Annotated in this window: 9 protein-coding genes; 4 read left to right on the top strand and 5 right to left on the bottom strand. The window is 44.6% G+C overall.

Annotation, left to right across the window (positions count from 1 at the left end; all coding sequences use genetic code 11):
- Nucleotides 1–51 precede the first annotated feature (51 nt).
- Nucleotides 52–966 carry a LysR substrate-binding domain-containing protein gene (locus LU361_RS03900; RefSeq protein ID WP_233087007.1) on the bottom strand — a complete coding sequence of 305 codons (915 nt, stop codon included), beginning with the start codon at nt 964–966 and terminating at the stop codon, nt 52–54.
- Between the two features lie 106 nt (nt 967–1,072).
- Between LU361_RS03900 and LU361_RS03895 the strand changes: the two genes are divergently transcribed.
- The 3 genes from LU361_RS03895 (at nt 1,073) to LU361_RS03885 (ending at nt 4,334) form a co-directional block, all read left to right on the top strand.
- Nucleotides 1,073–1,846: a ferredoxin--NADP reductase gene (locus LU361_RS03895; protein WP_233087005.1), complete on the top strand. Its 774-nt coding sequence runs from the start codon at nt 1,073–1,075 to the stop codon at nt 1,844–1,846.
- 549 nt (nt 1,847–2,395) lie between these two features.
- The gene (locus tag LU361_RS03890) at nt 2,396–2,959 is read left to right on the top strand and encodes a YceI family protein (protein WP_233087004.1); all 564 of its coding nucleotides are present in this window, start codon (nt 2,396–2,398) and stop codon (nt 2,957–2,959) included.
- A 181-nt stretch (nt 2,960–3,140) separates the two neighbouring features.
- Nucleotides 3,141–4,334 carry a cytochrome b/b6 domain-containing protein gene (locus tag LU361_RS03885; protein WP_233087003.1) on the top strand — a complete coding sequence of 398 codons (1,194 nt, stop codon included), beginning with the start codon at nt 3,141–3,143 and terminating at the stop codon, nt 4,332–4,334.
- Nucleotides 4,335–4,422: 88 nt separating this feature from the next.
- On the opposite strand, the gene LU361_RS03880 is transcribed toward LU361_RS03885, so the two are convergent.
- The 3 genes from LU361_RS03880 to LU361_RS03870 all read right to left on the bottom strand — a co-directional run bounded on the left by LU361_RS03880 (nt 4,423) and on the right by LU361_RS03870 (nt 8,818).
- Complete coding sequence (locus LU361_RS03880; RefSeq protein ID WP_233087002.1) at nt 4,423–4,953, bottom strand: lipocalin family protein; 531 nt, start codon at nt 4,951–4,953, stop codon at nt 4,423–4,425.
- An 847-nt stretch (nt 4,954–5,800) separates the two neighbouring features.
- The gene (gene olsF, locus LU361_RS03875; RefSeq protein ID WP_233087001.1) at nt 5,801–7,489 is read right to left on the bottom strand and encodes a bifunctional ornithine lipid synthase OlsF; all 1,689 of its coding nucleotides are present in this window, start codon (nt 7,487–7,489) and stop codon (nt 5,801–5,803) included.
- Nucleotides 7,490–7,630: 141 nt separating this feature from the next.
- On the bottom strand, nt 7,631–8,818 hold the full coding sequence (locus LU361_RS03870; protein WP_233087000.1) for a hypothetical protein: 1,188 nt from the start codon (nt 8,816–8,818) through the stop codon (nt 7,631–7,633).
- Between the two features lie 180 nt (nt 8,819–8,998).
- On the opposite strand from LU361_RS03870, the gene serB reads away from it, so the two are divergent.
- Nucleotides 8,999–10,210, top strand: a complete 1,212-nt coding sequence (gene serB, locus LU361_RS03865; protein ID WP_233086999.1) for a phosphoserine phosphatase SerB — start codon at nt 8,999–9,001, stop codon at nt 10,208–10,210.
- Between the two features lie 85 nt (nt 10,211–10,295).
- On the opposite strand, the gene LU361_RS03860 is transcribed toward serB, so the two are convergent.
- The gene (locus LU361_RS03860) at nt 10,296–12,443 is read right to left on the bottom strand and encodes an EAL domain-containing protein (RefSeq protein ID WP_233086998.1); all 2,148 of its coding nucleotides are present in this window, start codon (nt 12,441–12,443) and stop codon (nt 10,296–10,298) included.
- Nucleotides 12,444–12,738 lie beyond the last annotated feature (295 nt).

The raw sequence follows: 12,738 nt of genomic DNA, 5'->3' as shown, positions 1-12,738 counted from the left end.
TTTGTGTTTGAAAAAGCCCTAGTGGATAACAAATTCAGTTGCCAATCAGCGCTAAGGACGTTGACTCAAATTGGCGTTGTATTGGCTGGCGTAGTGAGTACAAATTTCTAACCACCGCTCAACACCGGCACTGCGGTATTTGTTTTTGTGCAAAATCCAATAAAATTTTCGCGACCAACTGCGATGCGGCGCGTGCAATTGAATTAAATCTTTTCGGGAAAAGGCATCGCGCAAGGTAATCTCTGATAAACAGCCAACGCCTAATCCGGCTTCTACCGCGCGTTTAATCGCTTCGGTATGTTGTAGCTCCAAAACCACGTCGATATCGCTCAGAAGGCCGTGCATGGCCCTTTCAAAGCCTTGTCGAGTGCCTGAACCCGTTTCCCTGACGATCCAAGGTAGTTTAGACAGTTGCTCGTCAGTCAGCGGTTGGTCGCTCGCGCTTGGGTGATTGGGTGAGGTGAAAATAACGAGGTCGTCGTTCATCCATTCAACCACTTCCAAATCACTGTGGGTGAGTTCGCCTTCGATTAATCCGAGATCTAATTCGAAGTGTAAGACTTGGTCGACAATGCGTTGAGTATTGGCCACTTCCAACTCAACTTTTGCGCTTGGCTCGTTCTCCATGTATTTCGCCATTAACCCAACCGCCAAATAATTGCCGATTGTCAGTGTTGCGCCTACCTTTAATGTGCCCGGTTGTCGGTGTTGAGTTAATGCAACATCCATTTCCTGAGCTTGAGCCAATAACGCTTCGGCTTTAGGACGCAGGACTCGGCCGAGTTCGTTGAGTTTCAGTCGTTTGCCAGCGCGATCAAATAATTGAATATCGTACTGAGTCTCAAGCTCTTTTAACGCGCTACTGGCAGCCGATTGAGACATTGCTAGACTTTCTGCGGCCCGAGTTATATTTTCAAGTTTGGCAGTTGCCAAAAACACTTGTAGTTGACGAAGTGTGAAATGCATCAGTCGTCCTTGTTATTGGTTTAATGGATTAATCAAAGACTTATTAGTTATTTTACTTGTTAATTGTCTGAATGTACGCTGGTCAAAGAAAAAACCAGGAGACAGCATGGCAAATCTAGTGAGAGAAACCGTTACTTACGTCCATCACTGGAACGAATCTTTATTCAGTTTCCGTACCACCCGGCAACCTTCTTTTCGTTTCGAAAACGGACACTTCGTAATGCTCGGGTTAATGGTCGATGAAAAGCCGTTAATGCGTGCCTACAGTATTACCAGTGCAAATTACCAATCGGAGCTCGAATTTTTTAGCATTAAAGTTCCCAATGGCCCATTAACATCAAAGTTACAAAACATCCGCGTCGGTGACGAAGTAATAATAAGCACAAAACCTACCGGAACATTAATCTCCGAACATTTATTACCTGGGAAGCGGCTTTACCTTTTGAGTACAGGAACGGGATTAGCGCCTTTTCTCAGTATTATTCGTGATCCGTTTATTTACGAGAAATTCGAAACAGTAGTTCTAGTCCACGGTGTTCGGTTTAAGTCTGATCTAGCTTACCAGGATTTAATTACCAAAGAACTTAAAAACGATAATTTTCTTGGGGAATTAATCGAGAATCAATTGCTGTATTACCCGACGGTCACACGTGAGAGCGCTAAATATATGGGCCGTATTCCTAAATTGCTGACTACGAATAAAATATTTCAAGATCTCGGTTTAGCCAATGCCGATCCCGAACACGACCGTTTTATGATTTGCGGAAGTCAAAGTATGTTGAAAGATACTTGTGAAATCCTTTCCAATAAGGGATTTATCGAATCTCGTCACGGCCAACTGGGACATTTCGTTATCGAAAGAGCGTTTGTAGAACAGTAAATTCCATCGCTTTTTCGATTAACAGCCTTTATCTAAAATTTTGAATATGTTCCATCAAAAGAAATGGATAATATTTTCATGCCCCAGAAACGCTTTCTTTCCAAGTAACGGGCGTGACGCTAAGTCGTGTTTTAAAAGTGGTGAGCTAAAGTTTCATTTCTTTAAACGTGACTTGCTGCTTGTAAAATATATTACTAATTAGTCTCTGAATACTCAGTTTGTTCCAGGCTTAATGGCTGGTTTATTATCGACAAAATTTGTCCGTAATTCCTATTTGAAATCAATGAGTTATAGTTTTTGTTTACTATGGCTGGTTTGAAGTTTATTGATAGTGCCACACAGAAAAGTAGTCAGGTTTACAGTTTTGCATCAATCTGGGTTTAATTGTTTACAATTTGAAGAACGAAACCTGTGTAATTAAGTGTTAAGTGGGATAAATTGAGCCAAATTTGTATCTAAACATGCAAATTATTCTATGACGAATTAAATAATCGACATCTGATTTAAAGTGAACTTTGACTGTTTGAATTATAAATTGAGGAGTTATTAATGAAAAAATTGATCGCTACTGCTGCGTTGTTAGCAGCGACGTCAGTGCCTGCGTTCTCTGCTGATTACGTTATCGACAAGTCACACACCATGGTATTTTTTAGTGTTAGCCATCTTGGTTTCAGTAACTCTACCGGTCAATTTACCGACTTTGATGGAAAGTTCAGCTTCGATGAGAAAAACCCTGAAAAATCCAAAGTAGAAGTAACGATCCAAACTGACAGTATCGACTTGGCGAACAACGACAAGTGGAACAAACACATGAAAAGCGATGATTTTTTCAAAGTGGAAAAATATCCTACCGCTGTTTTCAAAAGTAGCAGTGTGAAGAAAACAGGCGAAAAAACCATGGAAGTGGCTGGTGAGTTAACTCTGCTTGGTAAAACTAAGCCAGTGACTCTCGATGTAACCTTTAACAAAGCCGGCGAAGTGCGCGGTAATCAAGTTGCCGGTTTTAGCGCAACAGCAGAATTTGATCGCACTGAATTTGGTTTAAAAACCTACGCCCCTGCGATTTCTGAAACCGTTAAACTTCGCCTTGAAGTTGAAGGTGCTGCGAAGTAACGAAAAGCCTGATCATAATGGCCGCCTAATTAGGCGGCTTTTTTTTGCGTATCGAATAACCAACGTTGGCGCTAAGCTGTTATTGAAGGAATCTACGCTGGGTTAATTCGGCTTTGACGTTAACCCCAAATTCCTTAAAACTGATTGATATTGAAGACCGTGTTTTTGCGAAGGTAATAAAATGCAAATCAAAAATACAAAAGATACCTATGGCGTTGTTTCACAGTTTCTGCACTGGGCAATCGCAATTCTTATTTTAACGGCGATTGTTATGGGTAAAGTGGCTCATGGCATGGACATGTCGCCAGCCAAAATAGCCATGTATGTTTTCCACAAATCAGTGGGTATTACCGTATTGGCGTTGGTTGTTGTGCGTATTATCTGGAAGTTTGCCAATCCAAAAACGGATGCCGGTTTAACGCCCGATCAGGCAAGCAAAGCGTCTTACGGCCACGGGTTTTTGTATCTGTTGATGTTTTTAATGCCGTTAAGCGGCTGGATTTTAAATTCCGCCGCGAATTATCCGTTTGGCTGGATGAATTTAATCTCGGTGCCAATGATTCCTGGAATCAGTAAAACATTGCAGGAGCCTGCTGAAACTGTCCACGTGGCTATGTTTTATATTTTATCCACCGTAGTGATTGGTCATATTCTGATGGTCGTTTATCACAAGCGATTCCACCAACTGGATTTGATTTCCAGAATGTTGCCGGGCAATCAAAAAGTGAGTGGTGCAGCTGTGGTATTGGTTGCGGTTTTGGTGTTAATTCCCGTTGCATTGCTTGCCACCCGTGGCGGTAGCACCGTTGAAGCAAAACCTGACAGCGTCGAGCTTTCTGATCAGTCTTCTGGTAATACCTCGGTAACTTCAAATTCTCCGCTGTGGATACCAGATATTGAAAACAGTTCTTTAGCATTTAAAGGTAGTTATTCGGGCGAGCCGTTTAACGGAGAATTTAAAAACTATCGTGCTAAATTGTATTTCGATCCGCAAAAACCTGAACAGGGCGTATTTGATGTGGTTATTGATACCACCTCAGTAACGACCTATACGTCGGATTGGGACGATACCTTATCGGGCTCGGAATGGTTTGCATTCAAGCAATTTCCGGAAGCATTTTATAGCGCGGATACCTTTGAGCTAACCGACACCGGATTTATTGCAAAAGGAAATCTGACCATAAAGAGCATCAGCAAACCGATTGATTTGGTATTTTCTTGGAATTCCGTTGATGAAAGTACGGTAAGTTTTGTTGCTCAGTCAGTAGTAACCCGTGGCGATTTTGAGATTGGCAGCGGTATGTGGGCTGACGACAGTAGCATTGGTTTTGATGTTGCTATCGATATTGAACTAACGTTAAAAACCGACGGTTAAAAAACCGTCCAAAATACTGTTGTGTTATTTTTTAAAAACCGAGAGTCATGGCTCTCGGTTTTTTGTAAGAGTCTGTGGGTAACAAGTATTAATCGTGATTTACGTAAATTAATTCGCTGGTATTAAATCCCAACTTTTCCGCTTTGCTAACTAATTCAGATAAGTCTTCGTCAGAAATTGACGGTGTTCTTGATAAGATCCAAAAGTACGATTTATTCGGCCCGCTGATTAATGCCGTTTGATATTCTGGATCTAGATCAAAAACAATATAGCTGCTGTAAAACGGCCCGAAAAAAGACACTTTCAAAAAACCGGTGTTTGCGTCATTAACAAAATACGCTTTGCCAATGGCCTGCTCCCATTCTTGTTTTTTAACATTAAAACCTTTGTTCAACACTTTGACGCCGCCGTCTTCTCGCAGTGTGTAAGTTGCACTTATTTTTTCGAGTCCTCGTTCAAACGAGTGGTCAAGACGCGCAATTTCATACCACTGGCCTAAATACCGATCGAGTTCAAATTCAGTCACAGGCGACACACCTTTTGGATGACTGACGCATCCCGTTAAAACGAGGGCAATTAAGCCGATGAATAAGGTGTGTATTCGCAGCGGTGTTGTCATTTTCTTCGGTTCCTTAGCGGATTGTATTCAGCCTGAGATAAATTTTATTACCCACTAACTACGTGTGGATTATAAAAATAGATGCATTGCTATAGGACCTGTTCACACTCATTTAACCGCACCTGTCGCGCCTAAAACACGTCAGTCTAGGCGTGAGGAGTGCAGTTTAGCGCGCTAAATAAGCGACGAACAACAACGAATGGCGTGTTTTAGGGGCGACCCTATGGGCTCGGCGTATTTTTCCCGTATTTCGTGTTGCAGCTCGTTCATTTGGAATAACCAAATCACACTCACTGCGCCTAAAATACGAAAAAAATACGCTCCAGCAGGTGTGATTAAATTAGTGTGAACAGGCCCTAGCAGAAACTGAATGGATTTGACCTAGGATAAACAAAAACGCACGTGAGGGATGATTGTGAAAACAAGTTCTGAAATAAAGTTATTAACAGAAGTGTTTGAAAGAGATAAGCGTGAAATAGGGCATGTTAAAACAGAAATAAAATATAGGAGCCTCTGATTAACCTCAAGATCACTCAGGCCAATCAGTTTTTTTCTGATCAAGGCGTGCTTTTGAAGGTCTAACGGGTTAAATCAAAAAAGCACAACGCGGAGCAGGGAAAAACTGGCAGGCCCTGAAAGGCGCGGTCTCAAGCACACATTTTCAGCGTTGCCGTTTTTATTAAGGCCCCACTATCTGTTATAGAAAGGGCCATTAATTGCAAACGTCGCCTTGCAACTGCACGTTTGAGACCACGCTGAGTAATGTTGAGGTTAATCAGAGGCTCCTTTAGGAATTGAAAGCCGTTTTCCAATTCCTGTTTAAATGGTGTTAAAAAGTTCGGGAAGGTTAGCCAATGTAACGTTTGCGTTTTGCTGCCTTTAAGGTAGTTAAATCAGCGATAAATAATCCGTCGATACAGTCGGCAAAGTCTGGGTCGATATTAAAAGCCAGCAGTTTGAAACCGCCTTCTTCGTACAAAGATGCGTACTGTTTGAATAACACCGGCATTTTGCAGTTTTGAGCGCTGAACGCAGCCTGCAATAATTTCATGCCTTCGTCTTTATTGAGACCTTGGTATTTTTGATCAAACGCTAATCTAGCGTCCTCACGAATCACAAATGGCATTTTGCCTTTTGCGACGGTGGTTTCTGTGCCGTAGAAATGCTCGTAGTAATACACCAATTCTTCTGCCAGCGCTTTGCTGTAGCTGGCACTCATCGATACCGGACCGAATACGTAGCGAATTTCTGGGTTATGACGAATGTAAGCGCCAATGCCTTGCCAGAGATAATCAAGGCTATTTTTACCCCAATAACTGGGATGAACAAAGCTGCGGCCGAGCTCCATTGCTTGGGATAAATAGTTTTCGAATTCTGGTTCGAATTCAAACAAAGAGCGTGTGTACAGGCCGTTAATTCCTTTTGACTCAACTATGTTGCGAGTGTGACCAATACGGTAGGAGCCGGCAATTTCAAGGCGATCGTGATTCCACAGTACTAGATGATCGTAATCACAATCGTAGCTGTCGAGATCGCGCCGAGAACCCGTGCCTTCGCCAACTTTGCGGAAAGTAAATTCACGCAGTCGGCCTATTTCACGCATGAGCGATTGTTGTTCGTAGTGAGCTAAGAAAATAGAATTCTGATCGCGTGTTTCGCCCAATAGAATGCTCTCTTTTAACTCGGATTTCAGTTCGCTGCGATCCTCTGGGTGAGCAATGGTTTTAACCGTTTCAAACTGAGGTTTACGATTCGACTTTAACTTATAAAGATGTTTTCGCAGGCGATGAATGAGCGTGCGGTCATTCAGTTGATCGTCGTATAAGGCGTTACAGTCAATGGGTTCGCCCACGCGAAATTCAATTAAACTCTGGCGCTTGTCGTACATCTTTCGCGTTGCTAAAAACCCGGCAATGGGCTTTAAGAAAAACTGGGCCGAATGTGCCAGCAGAGAATTTTTCGTCTGCATGAAAATTGGCAGCACTGGCGATTGGCTGGTACGGGCGAAGTTTAAAAACGACGGCTTCCAGCGCGAGTCTTTAATGCCAGGGCGAGATTTGGAAATTCGATTGGCGGGAAACAAAATGACGGCGTGATCATTGGCCAGAGCGTCTTTTACTTGCTGCGCCGATTCCGATAAATTTTTAGACGCAATAACAGATGACGAAAGGTTGTCGATGTTTGTTAGAAATTCATCGGCAACAATTTTTACATCGCGGCGAACTTCCATAACCAATCGCAAAATTGCCAAACCGTCCATCGAACCGATAGGGTGATTAGCAATGATTAATATTTTTCCCTGGGCGGGAATGTTTTGTCGTTCGCGGGCGGAAACTCGATAGGTAATATTGAAGTGATCGAAGGCGTGATCGATAAAATCAATGGCACCTAAATCCCGATGACTATCCAAAAACTGGTTAACCTCTTGCTCGTGAGTCAATTTACGCAGCAGGGTTAGCGCAGGTTTGCGAATGAGTTCAGACTGGTGGGCAAACGCTGGGAAGCGGTTGTTTACAGCTCTTTCGGTATCAATCATTGCGGTCTCGGCTCTGTTAATTGATCGAGAATAGATCGCAGCCGTGACAATAAAATGACCAGTTTGTGGCAGTTGTATGACCTGTATTGAGCCCGAATTACGGCAAATTTATAGGCAGTTCGAACAACCGAATCTTATCGGTTAGCTCACTTCTGCCTCGGTTTCAGCGGTAGGTTTGGTGCTCGCTTGAGTCAGTTGCTCCAATTGGTTATCTAACAAGTGCTGTAAGCTGGAGTCGAAATCTTCGGCTTCGCGCCAATAGTTATCACCGTCGCGGAATTCCACTTTTTCACTCAAATGTTCAACCAAGTGATGATTCACGTTGAGGTAACCTTGCTGGTCCCAGTGTGTGGTTCTGGAGATGGTTTCTTCGAGTTCTGGGCTTTCAAACGCGAAATCGATTTGCGCTCGTAAACTGATGGGGCGATTCAGTTTAAACGCTAACGACAGAATCAGTTGTGCGCTGCACAGCGCGGAAAAACAGTTTTCGTCGATGTGATTGGAATAAAACACCAGTGCAGGCAGCGGGCCGCCAAAATAAGTTACCTTGGCGCTGTAGAGCTTAGAGACCGACAAAATGTGCTGACTGACATCAGTAATGACTTTGTCGTAGGTTTGCGCATTGAGTTGGTTTTTAAGTGTGGCCAACTCCGGCGATTTCAAAGACAAAACAATGGCTTTGTCGTTGTCGATATGCGCTTGGCTGGTGGTGGCATCGTCACTCAACCAGGGCTCGTCTTCGTCGACAAAAATATCGGATGGATCGTCTTGTGTTGTCTTTTCTTGGTCGCGGCTCGGTAAATGTTCTAACGACTGCTTAATCAAAATCACCGCCATAGCGGCTAAGGCCAGTAACGCAAACAGCGCAGACCAGGTTTTTAATGCGTTGCCAGCAACGGTTTTGTCGGTGAAGACAGTCAGATAACCCGCGACATGCTCGTGCTGAACAATGCTGTGGCTGTGGGTTGTGATTTGGCGTCCGCCGCTGACGTTACCGGCTTGGGCAATAAGGCGGTTTTCCACGTCGTGAATGGTGACGCCGATAATTTCTGGCAGCTCGTTCGTTCTTGTCAGAATGACTCGCAAGCTGACTAGGTCGTTATTAAACATCGAGCTTGCGGCATTTTGCGCAGTAATCTGGGCAATCGATTGGGCAGAAACCGAGCGTTGGCTATTGAGCGCTTGATGAGCGGCGCCAGAAATCCAAAAATAGGACAGCGAAGCTCCAGCGAGTATTCCGAGTAGTCCGGTGATAACGGCAATTCTTAAGCCGCGTGCCTCGGGTCGTTGAATAAGCGTTTTAAGCGCGTTGGTAAAAGCAACAAGCATGAATCACATCTGTACCGCGATAAATTGAGAGGGCATTGTAGAGTATTCTTCAAGGGAAGCTATAATGCCCGCCGAATTTTGTAATGAAAAATTACCAGTGTACCCGTAACCCTAGTGGATAGTTTGCTATTGATCTACTGGGAGTTGTTGCATTCTTGAACGAAATACAGCGAGGCTGACGTGACTGACGCAATACTGATGACTTTATCTGGGCCAAATCATCCAGAAGGTGTTCAAAACACCTTGGATTTATTGGCTGATCAAAACGTGAATGTGTTAGACATGAATTTGGATGTCACGCACAACCACTTGAACTTCAGTATCTTGATGGAAAGCCTCGGTGAGGACGATTCTGCGCTTAAGAAAGAACTGTTGTTTATGGCACACAACCATCAGCTCAGTGCCGGATTTCACGCGTTAGACTCCAATAACTACGAACAGTGGTTGGCTGAGCAAAAAGGCGGTCGTTTTATTATCACCGTGCTGGCGCGCAGCCTCAGTGCCAGTCAGTTGGCGGCTGTTGGCAAAGTGGCGGCCAAGCACGAGCTGTCGTTTGGTCACGTTCAACGTCTTACCACGCCAGTGTCGCTGGTTGATAAAGACGCCGCTCCGTTTGAATGCATTGAATTGACCACTCAGGGTTCACCCAAAGACATCGAGCATTTGCGCTCTGATTTCCTGGCTTTATCCACAGAGCTGTCGATGGACATTGCGGTTCAAGCCGATGATTTATACCGAACCTCGCGACGTTTGGTCTGCTTTGATATGGATTCCACTCTGATCGAAGTGGAAGTGATCGACGAGTTGGCAAAAGCTGCGGGCTGTGGCGAACAAGTTGCGGCAATCACCGAAGCGGCCATGCGTGGCGAGTTGGATTTCAACGAAAGCTTTGCGAATCGTTTAGGTACCTTGAAAGGCTTGGATGAATCGGTATTAGCGGGAATCGCGGCAAATTTACCGATTACCGAAGGTGCTCCCCGTTTGATGGCAACGTTGAAAAAGTTGGGCTACAAAACGGCGATCCTATCCGGCGGTTTCAATTACTTTGCTGAGTACCTCCAGCAAAAACTGGGCTTTGATTACATCTACGCCAACCAGCTGGAAATCGAAGACGGCAAAGTCACAGGCAGAGTTGTGGGTGATGTCGTTAATGGCGCTAAGAAAGCCGAGTTATTGGGAATGTTGGCTGAAAAAGAAGGTTTATCGCCGAGCCAGGTTATTGCCGTGGGCGACGGTGCTAACGATATCCCTATGTTGACCAAAGCCGGTCTTGGGGTGGCGTTTCAAGCCAAACCGGTGGTGCGCGCTGGCGCCAAGCATTCAATTTCAACCCTTGGTTTGGATGCAATCTTGTATTTGATTGGTTTTAAAGATTCGTTAAATCAAGACTAAAAGAAAAAGCCGCGTTGAAGGTAACGCGGCTTTAATTTAGGTCGTGAAAATTACAAAGTTAGGTCTGTGATTAATCGAGCAACGATTAATTGTCGGAATTAAAATCGTAATTCATTTGTGCATGAGGCTCTTGTAAATAATGGCCTTGAATGTAATGCACGCCTGCCTGCCAAAGTTTTGATAAAGCCGAAGCATTTTCAACAAACGGCACAATCGTCGTCTTCTTAAAGCCATTTAAATCCCGAACTAAATTAGACAGTCCTGTGGATTCTGGGTTTTCCTGCAACTCTTGGGTGTAAGAACCATCGAGCTTAATAAAATCGGCGTTGACGTGTTTTAGCGTGTTGAGCGGATTCAGTGCGCAACCGAAATTGGTGATTGAAACCGGTGTTCCGTTGCCAATAACCGCATCGGTAAAGCGTTTTGCCTTCGAAATGTGCTCGGTGACATCCGCTTCGCGCAGTTGGAAAATGATGCCATCGGCGGGTAAATCGGCGGCTTTGATCGCCACTTTTAACCACGACGGCAAATTCGGGTCTTCAAACACGGCTTGGCTCAGATTGACAATCAGGCGTGTGTTATTGCCTTTGGAGCGGTGTTGGGCCAATTGTTTTGCCGCTTCAAGCACAATCCAACGATCCAGTTTTAACAAGGTATTTAAATCGGATACTTCTTTAAATAAATCTTGGTTGGGTAAATCTTGGCCTTCTTCGTCCCGAATTCTTGCCAACACTTCGTACTGTTCTTCTTCAGAGCCGCGCAAACCGATGATGGGCTGGAACAATAAGTAGATGTTGTCTGATTGAATGGCTTTGATCAGCTGGTCGGCCAGATGATTTCCAGACGATTTATTTTCTTTCTTCTCTTCGAATAAATGGAAGCCACCGTCGTTATCGGCGTCTTGCGCGCGCACTTGCTCCATGGCTTTGCGAGCGTGCTCCACACATTGATCACTGTCTTTGGTGGTTTCGGTAATCAGACTGATGCCAATTTGCGCTCGCACGATGATGGTTTTGCTCTTAACTTCAAAAACCGTATCGTTGATAAATTCGAGAAGATTTTGACAGCGATCTTGAGCCGGTGTGGCCGGGCAATTCGGTAGCAAGATCGCGAAGGTTGAATCGTTAAAGCGCGCGAAGAATTCGTTGCCTGTGAGCCAGTCGCGAATTTTTGACGAGATTTCACGCATGCCCAAATCGGATAAACGATACCCCAGCGTGTTGATGATTCGAGTGTTGAAGTCGGCGATATTAACGAGCAAAAGCGCGTGAGTAGAGTGTTCTGTGGTTGAACCATCGAGCGCGTTTTCAATTTGCTGGTACAGAGCGGATCGGTTGTACAATCCTGTTGCGGTATCGCGTAATTTAGAAGCGGACGATTCTTTGGGTTTTTCCGCCGGTTGTTCTGCAACTGCAGCGGCGGCAGCTGGTTGCGCTTGTTGCGGAACTTCTAGCGCACGCAAACGACGGTAATCGCCGTGCAAGCTGATGCAGGGTTCGTTATCGAACGTCGCTTGGCTAAACGTGATTTCTAAAGGCACAGAATCGCCCGAGTCAGATACCGCGTTAAATTTAAAATCTACCGGCTCAACGGTTTGGCTTTTGACGTTGAAATTCTTCAGCGCTTCTTTACAGCGGCCTTGATCGTCATCACCAATGATGTCGATCAAAGGCATGACTTCTAAATCGTCTTTGTCTTCGTAACCGAGTTGTTCGGCAAAGGTTTGGTTAACGAACAAAAACATGCCGTCTTGAACGTAGGCGATGGCGTCGCGAGAACTGTCGAGCAGGTGCATGGCCTTTTGCTCGGCTTCTCGGCGTTTACGATCGGCAATTCTGCGCGAGTGGCGATGGTCTAAATTTTCAACCTCACGGTCAATCACCAGCAGCAAGTGCTGGTCGTCATCGAGAGTCACCACTTCAGTTGCGCCCGCGCGCAACCACTCAACCACCGGATGAGAACCTTCCTCTTCAGTGATGGCAATAACCGGAATGTCTTTGTTGAGTTTTTTTATTTCACGGATGGCTTGTTCAAGGGGAAGGTTGCTGGTTTGGTCGTGACCAAGCAGTAGATCCCAAGATTGTTCTTGGAGCAGCTTAGATAAGGCATCAAGACTTTCGGCATGTTGAGCTCTGGCGGTAATTCCAGCGTTTCTCAACATACTTACAAGGCGTTCTACTTCAGACCTTGAATCATTTAAAATCAGTAACTTTAGAGTATCGCTTCGGCTCATAAAAATTGGTCTAGCGCAATAATCGATATTAGTGTCGCACTGGAACGCTACAGCAATTTCTATGGGTAACCAGTTTTCCCACAGTGCTGTGAAAATAACCGATCAAAAGAAACTGCGGTTTGTTGTATGAATCCGTTCAAACAACAAGTAACTATAAAAATAGTCGCACCCAGGCGAATAAATCAATAACGCTTATAGTTTGTTGTTAGTTGATATCTTTTTGTTCATGTACCAGAAGTTTTTTGGGCTGCGAAGTATACAATCGCTAGGGTGATAAAGACTCACGAATGCGGCT

It is taken from the genome of Sessilibacter corallicola, assembly GCF_021290925.1.
GTDB lineage: Bacteria > Pseudomonadota > Gammaproteobacteria > Pseudomonadales > Cellvibrionaceae > Sessilibacter > Sessilibacter corallicola.
This window is presented reverse-complemented; position numbering and strand designations above follow the sequence as displayed.

Coding starts and splice junctions, on each gene's coding strand:
- olsF (WP_233087001.1), bottom strand. CDS start 7,489: ATGATTGATACCGAAAGAGCTGTAAACAACCGCTTCCCAGCGTTTGCC.
- LU361_RS03870 (WP_233087000.1), bottom strand. CDS start 8,818: ATGCTTGTTGCTTTTACCAACGCGCTTAAAACGCTTATTCAACGACCC.
- LU361_RS03895 (WP_233087005.1), top strand. CDS start 1,073: ATGGCAAATCTAGTGAGAGAAACCGTTACTTACGTCCATCACTGGAAC.
- LU361_RS03900 (WP_233087007.1), bottom strand. CDS start 966: ATGCATTTCACACTTCGTCAACTACAAGTGTTTTTGGCAACTGCCAAA.
- LU361_RS03860 (WP_233086998.1), bottom strand. CDS start 12,443: ATGAGCCGAAGCGATACTCTAAAGTTACTGATTTTAAATGATTCAAGG.
- LU361_RS03880 (WP_233087002.1), bottom strand. CDS start 4,953: ATGACAACACCGCTGCGAATACACACCTTATTCATCGGCTTAATTGCC.
- LU361_RS03890 (WP_233087004.1), top strand. CDS start 2,396: ATGAAAAAATTGATCGCTACTGCTGCGTTGTTAGCAGCGACGTCAGTG.
- LU361_RS03885 (WP_233087003.1), top strand. CDS start 3,141: ATGCAAATCAAAAATACAAAAGATACCTATGGCGTTGTTTCACAGTTT.